Origin of the sequence: Mycolicibacterium madagascariense (assembly GCF_010729665.1) — a bacterium.
GTDB classification, from domain to species: domain Bacteria; phylum Actinomycetota; class Actinomycetes; order Mycobacteriales; family Mycobacteriaceae; genus Mycobacterium; species Mycobacterium madagascariense.
This window is the reverse complement of sequence record NZ_AP022610.1, coordinates 4,506,759-4,523,378: the sequence shown is the minus strand read 5'-3', so window position 1 is coordinate 4,523,378 and position 16,620 is coordinate 4,506,759. Positions and strand designations below refer to the sequence as shown.

Genomic DNA, 16,620 nt, shown 5'->3' with positions numbered 1-16,620 from the left:
TGAACCGTGACGACCACGGCTGAAGCGACCAGGTACCGACCAAGTTAGGCACACGTGAGCGAACTGCGTTTGATGGCGGTCCACGCCCACCCGGACGACGAGTCCAGCAAGGGCGCCGCCACCATGGCCAAGTACGTCGACGAGGGCGCCCGCGTCATGGTGGTGTCGCTGACCGGCGGCGAGCGGGGCGACATCCTCAACCCGGCGATGGACCTGCCCGAGGTGCACGGACGGATCTCCGAGATCCGGCGCGACGAGATGGCCAAGGCCGCCGCCATCCTCGGCGTCGAGCATCACTGGCTCGGGTTCATCGACTCGGGGTTGCCGGAGGGCGACCCGCTGCCGCCGCTGCCCGAGGGGTGCTTCGCCCTGGTCCCGCTGGCCGAGTCCGTCGAGCGCCTGGTGCGCGTCATCCGTGAGTTCAAGCCGCACGTACTGACGACTTACGACGAGAACGGTGGCTACCCGCACCCCGATCACATTCGCTGCCACCAGGTGTCGGTCGCCGCCTACGAGGCCGCCGGGGACTACTGCCTGTACCCCGACGCCGGCACGCCGTGGAACGTCTCGAAGCTCTACTACAACCACGGTTTCCTGCGTAAGCGCATGCAGCTGATCCAGGACGAGTTCACCAAGAACGGCCAGGAGGGCCCGTTCGGGAAGTGGCTCAAGGATTGGGATCCCGAGCTAGACGTGCTCGCCGACCGGATCACGACCCGCGTCGAGTGCGCGAAGTACTTCGCCCAGCGCGACGAGGCGCTGCTTGCGCACGCCACGCAGATCGACCCGAAGGGCGCGTTCTTCAGGACGCCCATCGAGTGGCAGCAGCGGTTGTGGCCGACCGAGGAGTACGAGCTGGCGCGCTCGCGCATCCCGGTGCGGCTGCCCGAGGACGACCTGTTCGCCGGGATCGACCCGTGACCGATCAGGTGGTGTTGATCGCCGGTCTGCTGGCCGATCAGACTCCCCGCGACACCGGGCCGGACTTCGGCAAGGCCAGCCCGTTCGGGCTCGTCGTCGTCGTGATCCTGCTGCTCGCCACCTTCCTGCTGGTGTGGTCGATGAACAAGCAGCTCAAGAAGCTGCCCGAGTCGTTCGATCCCGAGAGCCCCGAACCCGACCAGGCCGCCGACGAGGGCACGGTCGGCCAACCGATCGACCCCGGCGTCGCCGGAGGCGAGCGTCCGGAACCCGGCGACCAACCCTCTGCCGCCGTGTAGCGTGCGGCTCATGTCGAGCCAGGAAGCCAACGCCGCCACCGTCGCCACGTACCTCGATCTGGTCGCGAAGGGGCAGGCCGACGACATCGCCGAGCTGTACGCCGACGACGCCACGGTCGAGGATCCGGTCGGCGGCGAGGTCCACATCGGGCGGCACGCCATCCACGGCTTCTATCAGGGCCTCGCCGGCACCGACGGCACGGCGGAGATCATCACGCTGCGCGCACTCGGACACGAGGTGGCGTTCTTCTGGGCGCTGACGATCGGCGGGGCGATGCGCATCGAGATCATCAGCGTCATGACGTTCGACGACGCGGCCAAGATCACCTCGATGAAGGCCTACTGGAGCCCGGAGAACATCACCCAGCTCTAGTCAGCCGTGGAACACCGCGAACCACATGGCGACGTAGTGGCAGATCGCGGCCACCGCGGTGCAGGCGTGGAAGAACTCGTGGTGTCCGAACGTCGTCGGCCAGGGGTTGGGCCACTTCAGCCCGTAGAGCACCCCGCCGATGCTGTACAGCGCGCCGCCGACGACCAGCAACACCAACGCGGCGACGCCCGCGCCGTGCATGATCGGCACGATGAAGAACGCGGCGACCCAGCCGAGCAGCAAGTAGAGCGGCACGCCGACCCAGGCGGGCGCCGACGGCCAGCACATCTTGAGCAGCACCCCCGCGACGGCTCCGCCCCAGACGATCCAGAACAGCACCATGCCTTGGCCCGACGGTAGGGCCAGTAGCGCGAACGGGGTGTAGCTGCCGGCGATGAACACGAAGATCATCGAGTGGTCGAGGCGCTTCATCCACCTGCGCTTGGTGGGCGACACCCACGTCACCCGGTGGTAGGTCGCGCTGACGGCGAACATCGCCACGATCGTGAAGGTGTAGAGCAACGTCGCCAGCCCGGCCCTGGTGCCCTCCAGCGCCCACGACACCGACACCAACGCGGCGCCGGCGAACGTCGCGACGACCGCTGAGTAGAGGTGGATCCAGCCGCGGGCCCGCGGCTTGCCCAGGATGTGGGCGACGCCGTCGGCGAGCGACTCCGGAAGATCCTGCTCGTCGCGACGGGTGTCGCGCTGCGGATCCGGGCCCGCCGTGTCGAGGGAAGTGGGCATGTCGCCTCCGCTATCTGGCACGGTTGTCGCCACCGGTCACAGTAGTCTGGATCCTCGTGGAGATCATTCCCCCGCGACTCAAGGAACCGGCCTACCGGGTCTATGAGGCGCGGCTGCGCCATCAGCTGGCGCGGTCGAAATCCCAACTGCCCAGGCACATCGCGGTGTTGTGCGACGGCAACCGCCGCTGGGCGCGTGACGAGGGCCACGCCGACGTCAGTTACGGGTACCGCATGGGTGCGGCGAAGATCGCCGAGATGCTGCGGTGGTGTCAGGAAGCCGGCGTCGAGATGGCGACGGTGTACCTGCTCTCGACGGAGAACCTGCAGCGCGACCCGGCCGAGCTGACGCCGCTCATCGGCATCATCACCGACGTCGTCGAGGAGATCTGCGCGCCGGTCAACCACTGGAGCGTCCGCACGGTCGGCGATCTCGAGCTGCTCGGTCAGGAGTTCGCCAGGCGCCTGCGCGACGCCGTCGACGGGACGGCGGAGACGGCGTCGGGCGCGTTCCACGTCAACGTCGCCGTCGGCTACGGCGGCAGGCAGGAGATCGCCGACGCCGTGCGCGCGCTGCTCAGCAAGGAGGTCGCCAACGGCGCGACCGCCGAGCGGCTCGTCGAGTCGGTGACGGTCGACGCGATCTCCGAGAACCTCTACACCTCGGGTCAGCCCGATCCCGACCTCGTCATCAGAACCTCTGGCGAGCAACGACTTTCGGGTTTCCTGCTGTGGCAGAGCGCGTATTCGGAGATGTGGTTCACCGAGGCGCACTGGCCGGCGTTCCGCCACGTCGACTTCCTGCGGGCGCTACGCGACTACACGTTGCGCGAACGGCGCTACGGGCACTAGGGCGCATGCGAGACTGAGCGCGTGGCCGCGATGTCCGCTCTGGTCTTCGGCCTGAGCTGGTGGCTTGGGCTCTATCTGTTGGCGCGCGGCCCTGGCAAACCCGTCCTCCTGCTGGCCGCCGTCGGGCTCGCCAGCTTCGCCGTCGTGGTCGCCCTCGATGCGATCCGTCACCTCGACCGTGCGCACGCCGCGGCGCTGAGCCACGTCGAGGTGTACCTCGTGGTCGTGCCGGGCATCGCCTGGGTGGCGGTGCTGCTGGAGCTGTCGCGGCCCGGTGACACGTGGCGGACCAGGGCGGGCGAGGTCGCCGCGGTCGTCGTCGTCGCGGCGCTGGCCGTCGTCGGCGCGACCCTCGCCGGTTCGGTCGACGGGCCGCTGCGCGCCGGGCACTGGGTGATGTTCGCGGTGGTCTCGGTCTCCACCCTCGGCGCGATGGCCGTAGCCGTACGGCGGCAGGGCAGACCGCGTCGCGTCATCGGCGTCGCCGTCGTGGCGACGATGTTCTTCTCCCTCGGCAACGCGATCCTGGTCATCCCGCTCGGGCTGGTGCCCAGCTGGCTGGCACTGGCGTCCACCGGTTGCGACGTCCTGCTGCTCGGGGTGGCCGTCGCTATCTGGGACGCCTTCGACGAGGGGCAGGCGTTGCGCGCGGACATGCTGCGGTCCTTCGTCGGCAGCGTCGTCGTCGCCGCGCTGTTCGGCGGACAGGTGCTCGTCGGCATGGCGGTCACCGGCGAGCGCGGCGCGCTGTCGGTGTTGCTGTTCACCAGCCTGGCGATCGCCATCGGCATCAACGTCATGGCCGACCCGCTGGCCGGGGTGCTGGACCGGCTCGCGTTCTCGTCCTCCCCGGCGCTGCGGGAGGAGCGCGCGACGCTGCGCCGCACCGAGGCGGCCCTGCCGCTGCGCTCCGACAGCCCACTGGACGGGGTCGACGACGAGACGTTCGTCCGGCTCACCCGACGCGCGCTCGGGCACTACGGCGATCTGTCGAAGCTCGTCGCCAGCCCGCTCACCGCGTTGCCGATCGTGACCGAGCGGCTGAGCCGTCGCGGGGCGCCGGACCAACCGCTGGAGCGCGCCAACGAGTTGCGGGCCGTGCTGGCCGATCGGATCGCAGCACTCAAGCCGCGTGACGGCGGTGAGTTCGGCATCAGTGAGCAGTGGCGGCACTACAACTCGCTGTACTTCCCCTACGTCGTCGGGGTGCGCGCCTACGCGCAGAACGCGACGGCCGTCGGCCTCGATCCCGTCGCCAAGCAGGCCTGGCAGTGGCTCGTCACCGAGGTGCCGCAGCGTTCGCTGCACAACTGGCAGAACGCGGCAGCGCGCGTCATCGCCGCGGATCTGCGGGGAACGCCGGTGTCCTCAGCGCGCTGACCTGCGGCTGGCAGTGATTGGCAGCGTTCGGCGTCGATCTGGCAGCGGTCGGTGAGCATCGTCGGTGGTGTCCAGTTGGCCGCCGCACCACCGACGCGCCATTCGATGCCACGGAGTGCGCCACTCGGCGTGACTCCCAGCGAACCGGTGCGCGGCCGCACGCCGCAAGAGGTTACGTCGTGCGGCCCGCACCGGCCCACCGAGTGTTCGAGAAGTCCACCGAGAAGGGAAGTTTCATGACCGCCACCACCGTTGCCGCCACCGCCACCCGGGATGGGTTCCTGCGCTTCGCGATGCGATTGGACGCCGTCATCACCGGCGTCATGGGCGTCGCGGGTCTCGCCGCGGCCCCGCGCATCGCCGAGCTCTCCGGCACCACGCCCGCACTCGAGTACGCGGTGGGCGCCTTCTTCGTCGTCTACGGCATCGCCGTGTACGCGCTGTCGCGGCTGGCGCACGTGCGCGTTCCCGGCGTCGCGGTCGTCGTCGGCAACGTCGTCTTCACGATCGGGTCGGTTGCCGTCGTCCTGGCCGGGACGTGGCCGCTGACCACGACGGGCCTCGTGCTGACGCTCGGCGGCGGCGTCTACACGCTGGTGATGGCCGACCTGCAGTACGTCGGTCTGCGCCGTCTGCGTTCCTAGGTGCGCTCCATTCCTAGGCCGAGCAGACGCAAATGTGCGCGACACGCCGTGTGCACGGGCGCATTTGCGGCTGCTCGCCGGGGGAACTGGCGCGGGGGAGGTCCTACAGCTTGCGCAGGCGCAGCCGGTTGATCGCGTGGTCGGCGTCCTTGCGCAGCACCAGCGTCGCGCGCGGTCGCGTCGGCAGGATGTTCTCGATGAGGTTGGGCCGGTTGATCGAATGCCAGATGTCGCGGGCGGCGAACACGGCCTGCTCGTCGGTCAGCGTCGAGTAGTGGTGAAAGTGCGACTGCGGGTCGGCGAACGCGCCGGCCCGCATCGCCAGGAACCGCGAGACGTACCAGCCCTCGATGTCCTCGATGCGGGCGTCGACGTAGACCGAGAAGTCGAACAGGTCCGACACCATCAGCGCCGGGCCGGTCTGCAGCACGTTGAGACCCTCGAGGATCAGGATGTCGGGGTGCTTGATGGTCATCTGTTCGCCAGGGACGATGTCGTAGATCAGATGCGAGTACACCGGCGCGGACACCAGATCCGATCCCGACTTCACCGCCGTGACGAACCGCATCAGCGCGCGTCGGTCATAGCTCTCGGGAAAACCCTTGCGGTGCATCAGGTTTCGCCGTAGCAGCTCGGCGTTGGGGTAGAGGAAGCCGTCCGTGGTGACGAGGTCGACGCGCGGGTGGTGCTCCCAGCGCGCCAGCAGTGCCTGCAGCACGCGGGCGGTCGTCGACTTGCCCACCGCGACGCTGCCGGCGACACCGATGACGAACGGCACCGGACGGTCGGGGTTCTGGTGCGGCTCGCCGAGGAATTCCGCCGTCGTGGCGAACAGCCGTTGGCGCGCGGCGACCTGCAGGTGGATGAGCCGGGCGAGCGGGAGGTAGACCTCCTCGACCTCGAGCAGGTCGAGCTGCTCGCCGAGCCCGCGCAGTCCCAGGACTTCGCTCTCGGTCAGCTTCAGGGGAGTCGACATACGGAGTGATCGCCACTGACTGCGATCGAACTCGACGTACGGACTCGGCTCGCTCGCCCGCGGCATGCGCCCAGTGTTGCATTTACGGTTGAGGGCATGGCAAAGGGGATGGACTCACACGGCGCGATTCGCGAGTATCTGCTCATCGGCCTCCGGTTCGATCGCGTGGAGGAGGGCTACGTCGACTCGTTCACCGGCGACCCGGCGTTGCGGGCGGTCGTCGGCGCCGAGCCCGCGCCGGACCCCGCCGACCTCGCGCGGCAGGCACAGCGGTTGCTCGACGAGCTCCCCGGCGTCGAGGACCTCGAGCCGCAGCGCGCGGACTACCTCGCGGCGCACCTGCGGGCCCTGGCGTGCGCCGGGCGCAAGTTCGCCGGCGAGGACGTCGGCTTCGTGCAGGAGGTGCACGACTACTTCGACGTCGACATCGTCAAGGGCAACCCCGACGCCTACCGCGAGGCGCACCGCAAGCTCGACGAGGCACTCGGCGGAACCGGTCCGCTCGCCGAGCGGATGCAGGCCTACCGCAGCGGTGAGGAGATTCCCCCGGAGCGCCTCGAGGAGTGCATCCACGCGTTCTCCAGCGCTCTGCGCGACCGCGTGCGGGCCGACTTCCCGCTGCCGGACACCGAGACCATCGATTACGAGATCGTCACCGACAAGCCGTGGTCGGGCTTCAACTACTACGAGGGCGACTACCGGTCGACCGTCGCCGTCAATGCCGACCTCAAGCAGCAGATGTCGGGTCTGCCGCGGTTGGTCGCGCACGAGTCCTACCCGGGACATCACACCGAGCACTGCCGGAAGGAGGCCGGGCTCGTCGCGCGCGAGGGTCAGACCGAGCAGACGATCTTCCTGGTCAACACCCCGCAGTGCCTGATGGCCGAGGGTCTCGCCGACCTGGCGCTCTACGCCGCGATCGGGCCCGAGTGGGGCGCGTGGGCGACGGAGATCTACGCCGACCTGGGGCTGCGCTTCGATGGGGAGCGGGCCGTGGCGATCTCGCAGGCGTCCGCCGAGCTCGCCGACGTCCGGCAGGACGCCGCGCTGATGCTGCACGACGAGCGTCGCGACGTCGACGAGGTCGTCGCCTTCCTGCAGCGGTGGCAGTTGACGAGCGACGCGCGGGCCCGGCAGTCGCTGCGCTTCCTGTCCTCGCCGCTGTGGCGCGCGTACACCAGCACCTACGTCGAGGGCTACCGGTTGCTGCGCGCGTGGCTCGACGCGCGCCCGGCCGAGGTGAGCCTGACCGAGCGCTTCGGCAGGCTGCTCGACGAGCCGCTCGTTCCGTCGGCGTTGCGCGCGGCCTAGACCGGTTCGCCCCCGACGGGAGCACCCCGGGGAACCGGTCCGGGCTGGTCGCTGCGGCGACGGCGCGGGGATTACCCTTGACGCCATGACCGCTGAGTCCGTCACCACGCCTTCGCCCGCGCTCGGCGCCGAGTACGCCGAGACCGCGAGCGCCGCCTACGCCGCCGCGCTGAAGGTCATCGAGTCCGTCGAACCGCGCATCGCCGACGCCACCCGGCAGGAGCTGGCGGACCAGCGCGACTCGCTCAAGCTCATCGCCAGTGAGAACTATGCGTCCCCGGCCGTGCTGCTGACCATGGGCACCTGGTTCTCCGACAAGTACGCCGAGGGCACGATCGGGCACCGGTTCTACGCCGCGTGCCAGAACGTCGACACGGTCGAGGCGCTCGCCGCCGAACACGCGCGCGAACTGTTCGGTGCGCCGTACGCCTACGCGCAGCCGCACTCCGGCATCGACGCCAACCTCGTCGCCTACTGGGCGATCCTCAACACGCGCATCGAAGCGCCGGGGCTGGCCGAGCTCGGCGTCAAGAACGTCAACGACCTCTCCGAGGCCGACTGGGAGCAGCTGCGCACCAAGATGGGCAACCAGCGACTGATGGGCATGTCGCTGGACACCGGCGGTCACCTGACCCACGGCTTCCGGCCCAACATCTCGGGCAAGATGTTCCACCAGCGCAGCTACGGCACCGACCCGGAGACCGGGCTGCTCGACTACGCCAAGATCGCCGAGGCCGCCCGCGAGTTCAAGCCGCTGATCCTGGTTGCCGGCTACTCGGCCTATCCGCGTCGGGTGAACTTCGCCAAGATGCGCGAGATCGCCGACGAGGTCGGCGCGACGTTCATGGTCGACATGGCCCACTTCGCCGGTCTGGTCGCGGGCAAGGTGTTCACCGGCGACGAGGACCCGGTGCCGCACGCCCACGTCACCACGACGACGACGCACAAGTCGCTGCGCGGCCCGCGCGGTGGCCTGGTGCTGGCGACCGAGGAGTACTCCGGCGCCGTCGACAAGGGCTGCCCCATGGTGCTCGGCGGTCCGCTCTCGCACGTGATGGCGGCCAAGGCCGTCGCGCTCGCCGAGGCGCGGCAGCCGTCGTTCCGGGAGTACGCGCAGCGCATCGCCGACAACGCCAAGGCGCTCGCCGACGGGTTCCTGTCGCGCGGCGCCCGGCTCGTCACCGGCGGCACCGACAACCACATCGTGCTGCTCGACGTGACGTCGTTCGGGCTGACGGGCCGTCAGGCCGAGTCGGCGCTCCTGGACGCCGGCGTCGTGACCAACCGCAACTCGATCCCCGCCGACCCGAACGGCGCCTGGTACACCAGCGGCATCAGGTTCGGCACGCCCGCGCTGACCACGCGCGGTTTCGGGGCCGACGACTTCGACCGCGTGGCCGAGTTGGTCGTCGAGGTGCTGAAGAACACCCAGCCCGACGGCACGTCGAAGGCGAAGTACACGGTGGCCGACGGCACGGCCGAGCGGGTGCACGCCGCGTCGGCCGAGCTGCTCTCCGCGAACCCGCTGTACCCGGGGCTGATGCTCTAGCGGGGACACGCCCGGCGCCCGATTTCGGAGAACGTGTGTCCACGGGTTACAGTTAGTTTCATGGCAGAGAAGCCCGTAGCCAACGCGCTGACCCTGGAACTCGAACCCGTGGTCATGGAGAACCTGGCTCGCCACATCGCGACCGAGGAACTCTGGTACGCCCACGACTACGTGCCGTTCGACCAGGGCGAGAACTTCGCCTTCCTCGGCGGCAGGGATTGGGATCCGTCGTCGGTCACGCTGCCGAAGGCGGTCACCGACGCCCTCGAGATCCTGCTCATCACCAAGGACAACCTGGCCGGTTTCCACCGCGAACTCGTCGAGCACTTCATCCTCGACGCCAAGTGGGGCCGCTGGATCGGGCGCTGGACGGCCGAGGAGCACCTGCACGCGGTCGCGCTGCGCAACTACCTGGTGGTGACGCGCGAGATCGATCCGACGGCCAACGAGGACGTCCGCGTGCAGCACGTCATGAAGGGCTACCGCGCCGACTCCTACAGCCAGGTCGAGACGCTGGCGTTCATGGCGCTCAACGAGCGCGCGCACGCGGTGTTCACCCGCAACCTGCAGGCCCAGATCACCGAGCCCGTGCTCGAGAAGATGGTCGGGCGCATCGCCAGGGACGAGGAGCGCCACGAGGAGTTCTTCGCCAACCTCGTCGCCCACCTGCTGACCACTCAGCGCGAGGAGACGATCGCCGCGATCGCCACCCGGGCGGCGGGTCTCGAGCCGCTCGGTAGCGACATCGACGCCTACGGCGACAAGGTCCGGGTGGTTGCCGACGCCGGCATCTTCGACGCCGCCGCGCTGCGCAAGGTCGTCGCCGACCGCATTGCCGACTGGGGTGTCGCCGACGCCCCGGAGCTGGCGCAGTTCGTCGCCGATTAGTTAACGCGCCGGTCACGTTCGAGGTGCGGCGCGCCTGCGCGGCGCGAAGCTCGCCGCGGGGGTAGCGTCGGCGTCGATGGCCGACATGCTCTGCTGTCCGGGCGGTACCCGTCGTTTCGACGAAGGGACCGGCCCCGGTCCTGGTACCGCGGTATCCGCCGAGGGAGTTCGTGCGGTGCCGCACGGGCCTAGGAGCGCCACGTGACTGATATGGCCGTCGGGACCTCGAAGAGGACCTATGTGCTCGACACCTCCGTGCTGCTGTCCGATCCGTGGGCATGCAACCGGTTCGCCGAACACGAAGTCGTCGTCCCCCTCATGGTCATCAGCGAGTTGGAGGCCAAACGCCACCATCACGAGCTGGGCTGGTTCGCCAGGCAAGCGCTGCGGATGTTCGACGATCTGCGGCTCGAGTACGGGCGCCTCGATCAACCGATTCCCATTGGCACACAGGGCGGTACGCTCCAGATCGAGCTGAACCACAGCGACCCGACGGTGCTGCCCGCGGGCTTTCGCACCGGCACCAACGACGCCCGCATCCTGACGTGTGCGGCCAACCTCGCCGCCGAGGGCAAGCTCGTCACCCTCGTCAGCAAGGACATTCCGTTGCGCGTCAAGGCGGGTGCGGTCGGCCTGCCCGCCGACGAATACCACGCGCAGGACGTCGTGACGTCCGGGTGGACGGGCATGGCCGAGGTCGACGTCACCGGCGAGGAGATCAACGCGCTCTTCGACGAGGGGGAGGTCGACCTCCAGGCGGCGCGAGACCTGCCCTGCCACACCGGGGTTCGGCTGCTCGGCGGTACCTCGTCGGCACTGGGCCGGGTGACGGCCGACAAGCGGGTGCAGCTCGTCCGTGGCGATCGCGAAGTGTTCGGCCTCCGGGGAAGGTCAGCCGAACAACGCGTCGCCCTCGATCTGCTGCTCGACGAGTCGGTCGGCATCGTCTCCCTCGGCGGCAAGGCGGGCACCGGCAAGTCGGCGCTGGCGCTGTGTGCCGGTCTCGAGGCGGTGCTCGAGCGTCGGACCCAGCGCAAGGTCGTCGTGTTCCGTCCGCTGTACGCCGTCGGCGGTCAGGATCTCGGCTACCTGCCCGGCAGCGAGAGCGAGAAGATGGGCCCGTGGGCGCAGGCCGTCTTCGACACGCTCGAAGGCCTCGCCAGCCCGGCCGTGCTCGAGGAGGTGCACGCGCGCGGCATGCTCGAGGTGCTGCCGCTCACGCACATCCGCGGCCGTTCGCTGCACGACTCGTTCGTCATCGTCGACGAGGCGCAGTCGCTGGAGCGCAACGTGTTGCTGACCGTGCTGTCCCGGCTGGGTGCCGGCTCGCGGGTGGTGCTCACCCACGACGTCGCGCAGCGCGACAACCTGCGCGTCGGCCGCCACGACGGCGTCGCCGCGGTCATCGAGAAGCTGAAGGGGCACCCGCTGTTCGCGCACATCACGCTGCTGCGCAGCGAGCGCTCGCCGATCGCGGCGCTGGTCACCGAGATGTTGGAGGAATTCAGCCCCGGCGCCCTGCCCTGACACCCGTCCCTGACGCCCAGACTGCGGTGAGATCGGGATCCCTCGCGAATACTCGATCTCACCGCAGGATCGATGTGGACAGGCGGGGTCGGTAGGCTGCCACCGTGCGCAAGCGCCCCGACACTCCAGCCTGGTCCTACTGGCGGACCGTCCTCGGCGTGTGCGCCGGGGTGGCCATCGTGGTGATCGGCAGCATGACGGGTCACGTCGCCAAGGCCGACGAGGTCGACTGCTCGCAGTACAAATGCATCGCCCTGACCTTCGACGACGGCCCCAGCCCCTTCACCGACCGCCTGCTCAAGATCCTGCAGGACAACGACGCGAAGGCGACGTTCTTCGAGATCGGCAACAAGGTGGCCGCCAACCCCGAGGGCGCCAAGCACGTCGTCGAGGCCGGCATGGAACTCGGCAGCCACACGTGGGAACACCCCAACATGACGACGATCCCGCCCGAGGACATTCCGGCGCAGCTCAGCAAGGCGAGCGACGCGATCGAGGCCGCGACGGGCCAGCGTCCCAAGCTCCTGCGCACCGCGGGCGGCCTCATCAACGACGCGGTGCTCGCCGAGGCCAAGAAGCAGGGCCTGGCCGACATCAACTGGGACGTCATCCCGTTCGACTGGGCCAATGACTCCAACACCGCGGCCACCCGCTACATGCTGATGAGTCAGATCAAGCCGAATTCGGTGGTGCTCTTCCACGACGCGTACTCCTCGACCGTCGACCTGGTCCAGCAGTTCCTCCCCGTGCTGAAGGCCAACGGCTACCACATGGTGACGGTCACCCAGATGCTCGGACCGCGCGAGCCGGGTTCGACCTACGGCAGTCGTGACAACGGGCCGCCCGCCAATCAACTCGTCGACATCCCGCCCGCGGAGATCCCGACGCTGCCGAACACCCCGTCGCCGGCGCCCATGCCGAACTTCCCGATCACCGACATTCCCGGGCAGAACTCCGGCGGCCCGAACAACGGCGCCTGACGGGCGTCGATGCACTCGTCGACGGCGCTGGTCCTCACCGCCCTGGTGCTGTGCTACGCGGTGGTGTCGGGCCTCGTCAAGCGCTGGTACGTCGCGCCCGCGCTGGTGTTCGTCGGATTCGGAATCCTGTTGGGGCCGTTCGTGTTCGACGTGATCGACGTCGGAACCGACGCGGCGAGCTTCACCGTCGTCGCGCAGCTGGCGCTCACCGTCATCCTGTTCAACCAGGCCGCCGAGGTCGACTCGTCCGCGATGGTCCGCCGCCGGGATCTGACGTTCCGGCTGCTGGTCGTCGGCATCCCGGTGGCGCTGGCGCTCGGCACGCTCACCGCGGTGCTGGTGCTGCCGGTGATGCCGCTGTGGGAGGCCGTGTGTCTGGCGGCGATCGTCGCGCCGACGGAGGTGGCGCTCATCGAGGCGCTGCTGGAGGACCACCGGATTCCCGCGGCAATCCGGCACGCGCTGTCGACCGAGAGCGGTTTCTACGACGGGTTCGCGCTGGCGGCCACGCTCGCCGCGCTGGCCCTGGCGTCGGAGCACACCGACCCCGACGCGGGACGCTGGAGCATGTTCCTGGTGCGCACCGAGCTGGTGTCGGTGGGCGTCGGGGTCGTCATCGGCGGGCTCGGCGGGCTGGTCATCGCGCGGTCGCGGCAGCGGCAGTGGATGAGCGACACCTGGGCGCAGCTGGCCACCCTCGCCGTCGCGCTGGTGTGCTTCCAGATCGGGGAGGGCGTGCACGGCAGCGGCTTCGTCGCGGCGTTCGCCGGCGGGCTGGCGTTCGCGTTCGTCGCCAAGCGCACGGGCATACCGCCGGACACCCAGGTCTCCGACGCGGCCGGTCAGCTGCTGGAGCTGATGGTGTTCGCCATGTTCGGGAGCTACGCGGTGATCGTGGGATGGCGCGACGCCAGTTGGCGGGTGGTCGTGTTCGCCGTCGTGGCGCTGCTGGCCGTCCGACTGATCGCGGTGTCGCTCGCGTTGCTCCGCAGTGACATGCCGTGGAGGGACCGGCTCTTCATCGGATGGTTCGGTCCACGCGGCATCGGCACCCTGGTGCTGGGGCTGATCGTCGTGGAACGCGGTGAGATCCGACAGGAGTCGTTGATCATCCAGGTGGCCGCGGTGACGGTGACGCTGAGCCTGGTGCTGCACAGCGTCACCTCCTGGCCGGGCATCCGGTGGCTCGTCACCACCCCCGACACGGTCTAGCCGAGGCTCGCCCAGAAGTCCCTCATGGCGCGCGCGGCCTCCGCCGGACCCTCGACCGGCCACCAGTGCCCCGAGTCGTCCAGCGGCGCGATCCGAGCACCAGCCAGGGTCGCGGCGCGCCGATGCTGTTCCGTTGTGCCACTGGCATTTTCGAGGTCCTGCATGGCGATCAGGGCGAGACCGGGTCGCTCGGCCGCCCGCGGCAGGGCCCGGCCCGCGTCGGCCATCACCGGTTGCGCGGCCGAGCGCAGCAGCGACAGCACCGCCCGGCCCATCGTGGCGTCCATCCCGGCCGCCACCCGCACCGCGGTGTCGCCGCTCATTCCGAGCTGCGCCACCACCTCGAGCTGCTCGGACAACGGGCGACCGAACAGCTGCCCGATCGACTCCTCGCCCGCGCCCTCCTGCTGCCACACCCGAGCCATGGCGTGCCAGACGTAGTCGTCGGCGTAGACGCCCAGCGCGTCGGACACCCAGCTCCTGATCAGGTCGGGTCGGGCCATCGCGATGCCGACGACGTGGACGCCGCCCCAATCGTGTCCGACGAGGTCGACGGGTTCTCCGAAGGACTCGAGTCGTTCGACGAGCCAACGGTGGTACCCGTCGACGGTCGCCGGGAACGAGCGTGGCAGCGGCACTCCGAAACCGGGCGGGGACAGCGCGATCGCGTCGGTCCGGTCGAGCACCTCCAGCAGTGGTCCCCAGACGGCGGCATTCTCGGGATTGCCGTGGACGAGGACGAGGGGGGCGGGACCGTGGGCCCTGATGTTGTGTGTACGCATGCAAGTAAATGTAGACGGGGGTACCGACACGTCGACACCGTCAGACGCCGAAGGCGGCTCGCGTGGCCCGCTGCGCCTCGGCGATCACCCTGGTCGGATTGCGTACCGGCGGCGTCGAGATCAGCTGCAGGGCCAGGCCCCGCATGACGGCCAACAGGTAGGCCGCGGCCGCGCCGGGGTCGACGTCGGCCCGCATCGAGCCGTCCGCGACGCCGACCCGCACCCTCTCGGCGAGCAGCGTGCGGAACGCGGCGTCCCTGGCCGCGAAGATGGGCGTCAGCATGGGATCGGCCGCGATCGCCTCACCCCACAGCCGCAGGAAGGCGCGGGCGGCGGAGTTGCGCTTGACGACGTTGCGCACGTAGGTGTCGAGGATCGCGACGAGATGGTCGAGGCCGTTGCCGTCGTACTCGGGCAGCGGAAAGTCCGCGGCGTCCTCGATGACCGCCTCGAGCAGGCGCTCGCGGCTGCCGAACTGATGGTGCACGATGCCGCGGCTGTAGCCGGCGGCCTCACCGACCTGCGCCAGGGTGATGCCGTGTGAACCGTGGGTGGCGATCAGCGCCGTGGCCGCGTCGATCACCCGTCGTTCGGTGTCGGCACGGCGCTGCTCCTGAGTCCTGCGCGACTGCTCGGCGACCATGCCCGCCGCCTACGATCCCGCCGGCGGTAATTCCGGCGCACGGCCCTCGGTGACCACCCGCCGGTGACGTCTGCCCTCGACGAGCATCGGCGTTAGTCGCCGTCCTTGACCTTGGCCATCTTCAGGACGTCGAGGCGCTTGTCGAGCTCCTCCTCGGAGAGCTTGTCGCCGATGAGGCCGCGGTCGATGACCGTCTGCCGAATCGTCTTGCGCTCCTTGAGGGCTTCCTTGGCGACCTTCGCGGCCTCCTCGTAGCCGATGGCCGAGTTGAGCGGCGTCACGATCGACGGCGAGGACTCGGCGAGTTCGCGCAGGTGCGCCTCGTTGGCGACGAGGCCGTCGATGCACCGCTCGGCGAACAGCTTCGACACGTTGGACAGCAGCGTGAAGGACTCCAGCACGTTGCGCGCCATCATCGGGATGTAGACGTTGAGCTCGAAGGCCCCCGACAGCCCGCCGACGGTGATGGCCGCGTCGTTGCCGATCACCTGGGCCGCCACCTGCGTAACCGCTTCGGGCAGTACGGGATTCACCTTGCCGGGCATGATCGAGCTGCCCGGCTGCAGGTCGGGCAGCTGTAGCTCGCCGAGCCCGGTCAGCGGGCCGGAGCCCATCCAGCGGACGTCGTTGGCGATCTTGGTCAGTGATGCGGCAATGGTCTTCAGCGCGCCGGAGGCCTCGACGAGACCGTCGCGGGCGGCCTGGGCCTCGAATGAGTCTGCGGCCGTGCGCAATTCGGCAATGCCCGTCTGGTCGATCAGGACCTCGACGACCTTCGCGCCGAACCCGTCGGGGGCGTTGAGGCCGGTGCCGACGGCCGTGCCGCCGATGGCGAGCTCGCCGAGTCGGGGGAGCGTCGCCTTGACGCGCTCGATGCCCGCCTCGACCTGCCGGGCGTAGCCACCGAATTCCTGGCCGAGCGTCACCGGCACGGCGTCCATCAGGTGCGTGCGGCCGGACTTGACGACGGTCCGCCACTGCCGGGCCTTGGCCGCCAGCGACTCGTGCAGGATCTCCAGTGCCGGAATCAGGTGGCGCACAGCGGCTTCGGTGGCCGCGATGTGGGTGGCCGTCGGGAAGGTGTCGTTGGAGCTCTGCGACATGTTGACGTCGTCGTTGGGGTGCACGGTCACGCCGTGGGCCGCCGCGATCGACGCGATGACCTCGTTGGCGTTCATGTTGGAGCTGGTGCCCGAACCGGTCTGGAAGACGTCGATGGGGAACTGGTCGTCGTGCTGGCCGTCGGCGATCTCACCGGCCGCGGCGATGATGGCGTCGGCCTTCTCGGGGGCCAGCAGGCCGAGGTCCTTGTTGACCTGTGCGCACGCGCCCTTCAGCAGGCCCAGTGCGCGGATCTGGGTGCGCTCCAGCGGACGGAACGAGATCGGGAAGTTCTCCACCGCACGTTGCGTCTGCGCGCGCCACAGCGCGCTCTTGGGCACCCGGACCTCGCCCATGGTGTCGTGCTCGATGCGGTACTCGGTGTCGCTAGCGACGGCGCTGTCGGCCATGGGCTCCCTATTCGTCTCTCTGTGGT

The 16,620-nt window shown here is 69.4% G+C and carries 17 protein-coding genes; 12 read left to right on the top strand and 5 right to left on the bottom strand.

The genetic code is table 11. The annotated features are described in order from the left end of the window. Positions 1 to 54 precede the first annotated feature (54 nt). The 3 genes from mca to G6N60_RS21275 are packed head-to-tail and all read left to right on the top strand — an operon-like array spanning position 55 to position 1,593. Positions 55 to 921 (top strand): mycothiol conjugate amidase Mca, encoded by an 867-nt coding sequence (gene mca, locus G6N60_RS21285; RefSeq protein ID WP_163740994.1) that lies wholly within the window; start codon positions 55 to 57, stop codon positions 919 to 921. After that, positions 918 to 1,220, top strand: a complete 303-nt coding sequence (locus G6N60_RS21280) for a hypothetical protein (RefSeq protein WP_163740992.1) — start codon at positions 918 to 920, stop codon at positions 1,218 to 1,220. Before mca ends, G6N60_RS21280 begins: the two co-directional genes overlap by 4 nt. Positions 1,221 to 1,230: 10 nt before the next feature. Then, on the top strand, positions 1,231 to 1,593 hold the full coding sequence (locus G6N60_RS21275) for a nuclear transport factor 2 family protein (protein WP_163740990.1): 363 nt from the start codon (positions 1,231 to 1,233) through the stop codon (positions 1,591 to 1,593). Here G6N60_RS21275 and trhA read toward each other — a convergent pair whose 3' ends face one another. Next, entirely contained in the window at positions 1,594 to 2,340 is a 747-nt protein-coding gene (trhA, locus tag G6N60_RS21270; RefSeq protein WP_163740988.1) for a PAQR family membrane homeostasis protein TrhA, read from the bottom strand. It lies immediately after the preceding gene. Between the two features lie 56 nt (positions 2,341 to 2,396). Between trhA and G6N60_RS21265 the strand changes: the two genes are divergently transcribed. The 3 genes from G6N60_RS21265 to G6N60_RS21255 all read left to right on the top strand — a co-directional run bounded on the left by G6N60_RS21265 (position 2,397) and on the right by G6N60_RS21255 (position 5,215). After that, positions 2,397 to 3,191 carry a (2Z,6E)-farnesyl diphosphate synthase gene (locus G6N60_RS21265; protein WP_163740985.1) on the top strand — a complete coding sequence of 265 codons (795 nt, stop codon included), beginning with the start codon at positions 2,397 to 2,399 and terminating at the stop codon, positions 3,189 to 3,191. A gap of 21 nt (positions 3,192 to 3,212) precedes the next feature. Next, complete coding sequence (locus tag G6N60_RS21260; RefSeq protein ID WP_163740983.1) at positions 3,213 to 4,571, top strand: hypothetical protein; 1,359 nt, start codon at positions 3,213 to 3,215, stop codon at positions 4,569 to 4,571. Between the two features lie 236 nt (positions 4,572 to 4,807). Then, positions 4,808 to 5,215 carry a hypothetical protein gene (locus tag G6N60_RS21255; protein WP_163740981.1) on the top strand — a complete coding sequence of 136 codons (408 nt, stop codon included), beginning with the start codon at positions 4,808 to 4,810 and terminating at the stop codon, positions 5,213 to 5,215. A gap of 103 nt (positions 5,216 to 5,318) precedes the next feature. Here G6N60_RS21255 and coaA read toward each other — a convergent pair whose 3' ends face one another. Further along, positions 5,319 to 6,257: a type I pantothenate kinase gene (gene coaA, locus G6N60_RS21250; protein WP_163740979.1), complete on the bottom strand. Its 939-nt coding sequence runs from the start codon at positions 6,255 to 6,257 to the stop codon at positions 5,319 to 5,321. A 30-nt stretch (positions 6,258 to 6,287) separates the two neighbouring features. Between coaA and G6N60_RS21245 the strand changes: the two genes are divergently transcribed. The 6 genes from G6N60_RS21245 to G6N60_RS21220 all read left to right on the top strand — a co-directional run bounded on the left by G6N60_RS21245 (position 6,288) and on the right by G6N60_RS21220 (position 13,658). Next, positions 6,288 to 7,502 (top strand): DUF885 domain-containing protein, encoded by a 1,215-nt coding sequence (locus tag G6N60_RS21245; RefSeq protein WP_246240890.1) that lies wholly within the window; start codon positions 6,288 to 6,290, stop codon positions 7,500 to 7,502. A gap of 85 nt (positions 7,503 to 7,587) precedes the next feature. Next, complete coding sequence (locus G6N60_RS21240) at positions 7,588 to 9,051, top strand: glycine hydroxymethyltransferase (RefSeq protein WP_163740976.1); 1,464 nt, start codon at positions 7,588 to 7,590, stop codon at positions 9,049 to 9,051. A 60-nt stretch (positions 9,052 to 9,111) separates the two neighbouring features. Further along, positions 9,112 to 9,939 (top strand): acyl-ACP desaturase, encoded by an 828-nt coding sequence (locus tag G6N60_RS21235; RefSeq protein ID WP_163740974.1) that lies wholly within the window; start codon positions 9,112 to 9,114, stop codon positions 9,937 to 9,939. 210 nt (positions 9,940 to 10,149) lie between these two features. Next, the gene (locus G6N60_RS21230; protein ID WP_163744308.1) at positions 10,150 to 11,466 is read left to right on the top strand and encodes an RNA 5'-3' helicase PhoH2; all 1,317 of its coding nucleotides are present in this window, start codon (positions 10,150 to 10,152) and stop codon (positions 11,464 to 11,466) included. A 104-nt stretch (positions 11,467 to 11,570) separates the two neighbouring features. Further along, positions 11,571 to 12,446, top strand: a complete 876-nt coding sequence (locus tag G6N60_RS21225; protein WP_163740972.1) for a polysaccharide deacetylase family protein — start codon at positions 11,571 to 11,573, stop codon at positions 12,444 to 12,446. A gap of 9 nt (positions 12,447 to 12,455) precedes the next feature. Further along, the gene (locus G6N60_RS21220; RefSeq protein WP_163740970.1) at positions 12,456 to 13,658 is read left to right on the top strand and encodes a cation:proton antiporter domain-containing protein; all 1,203 of its coding nucleotides are present in this window, start codon (positions 12,456 to 12,458) and stop codon (positions 13,656 to 13,658) included. Here G6N60_RS21220 and G6N60_RS21215 read toward each other — a convergent pair. The 3 genes from G6N60_RS21215 to G6N60_RS21205 all read right to left on the bottom strand — a co-directional run bounded on the left by G6N60_RS21215 (position 13,655) and on the right by G6N60_RS21205 (position 16,594). Next, complete coding sequence (locus G6N60_RS21215; RefSeq protein WP_163740969.1) at positions 13,655 to 14,440, bottom strand: alpha/beta fold hydrolase; 786 nt, start codon at positions 14,438 to 14,440, stop codon at positions 13,655 to 13,657. The genes G6N60_RS21220 and G6N60_RS21215 overlap by 4 nt on opposite strands. A gap of 40 nt (positions 14,441 to 14,480) precedes the next feature. Then, positions 14,481 to 15,083, bottom strand: coding sequence for a TetR/AcrR family transcriptional regulator (locus G6N60_RS21210; protein ID WP_163740967.1), 603 nt, complete (start codon positions 15,081 to 15,083; stop codon positions 14,481 to 14,483). A gap of 92 nt (positions 15,084 to 15,175) precedes the next feature. Then, a complete protein-coding gene (locus tag G6N60_RS21205) occupies positions 15,176 to 16,594 on the bottom strand; it encodes a class II fumarate hydratase (RefSeq protein ID WP_163740965.1) in 1,419 nt (472 codons plus the stop codon). Between the last annotated feature and the right edge of the window lie 26 nt (positions 16,595 to 16,620).

Coding starts and splice junctions, on each gene's coding strand:
- G6N60_RS21275 (WP_163740990.1), top strand. CDS start 1,231: ATGTCGAGCCAGGAAGCCAACGCCGCCACCGTCGCCACGTACCTCGAT.
- trhA (WP_163740988.1), bottom strand. CDS start 2,340: ATGCCCACTTCCCTCGACACGGCGGGCCCGGATCCGCAGCGCGACACC.
- G6N60_RS21255 (WP_163740981.1), top strand. CDS start 4,808: ATGACCGCCACCACCGTTGCCGCCACCGCCACCCGGGATGGGTTCCTG.
- coaA (WP_163740979.1), bottom strand. CDS start 6,257: ATGCCGCGGGCGAGCGAGCCGAGTCCGTACGTCGAGTTCGATCGCAGT.
- G6N60_RS21245 (WP_246240890.1), top strand. CDS start 6,288: ATGGCAAAGGGGATGGACTCACACGGCGCGATTCGCGAGTATCTGCTC.
- G6N60_RS21240 (WP_163740976.1), top strand. CDS start 7,588: ATGACCGCTGAGTCCGTCACCACGCCTTCGCCCGCGCTCGGCGCCGAG.
- G6N60_RS21235 (WP_163740974.1), top strand. CDS start 9,112: ATGGCAGAGAAGCCCGTAGCCAACGCGCTGACCCTGGAACTCGAACCC.
- G6N60_RS21230 (WP_163744308.1), top strand. CDS start 10,150: ATGGCCGTCGGGACCTCGAAGAGGACCTATGTGCTCGACACCTCCGTG.
- G6N60_RS21220 (WP_163740970.1), top strand. CDS start 12,456: ATGCACTCGTCGACGGCGCTGGTCCTCACCGCCCTGGTGCTGTGCTAC.
- G6N60_RS21215 (WP_163740969.1), bottom strand. CDS start 14,440: ATGCGTACACACAACATCAGGGCCCACGGTCCCGCCCCCCTCGTCCTC.
- G6N60_RS21210 (WP_163740967.1), bottom strand. CDS start 15,083: ATGGTCGCCGAGCAGTCGCGCAGGACTCAGGAGCAGCGCCGTGCCGAC.
- G6N60_RS21205 (WP_163740965.1), bottom strand. CDS start 16,594: ATGGCCGACAGCGCCGTCGCTAGCGACACCGAGTACCGCATCGAGCAC.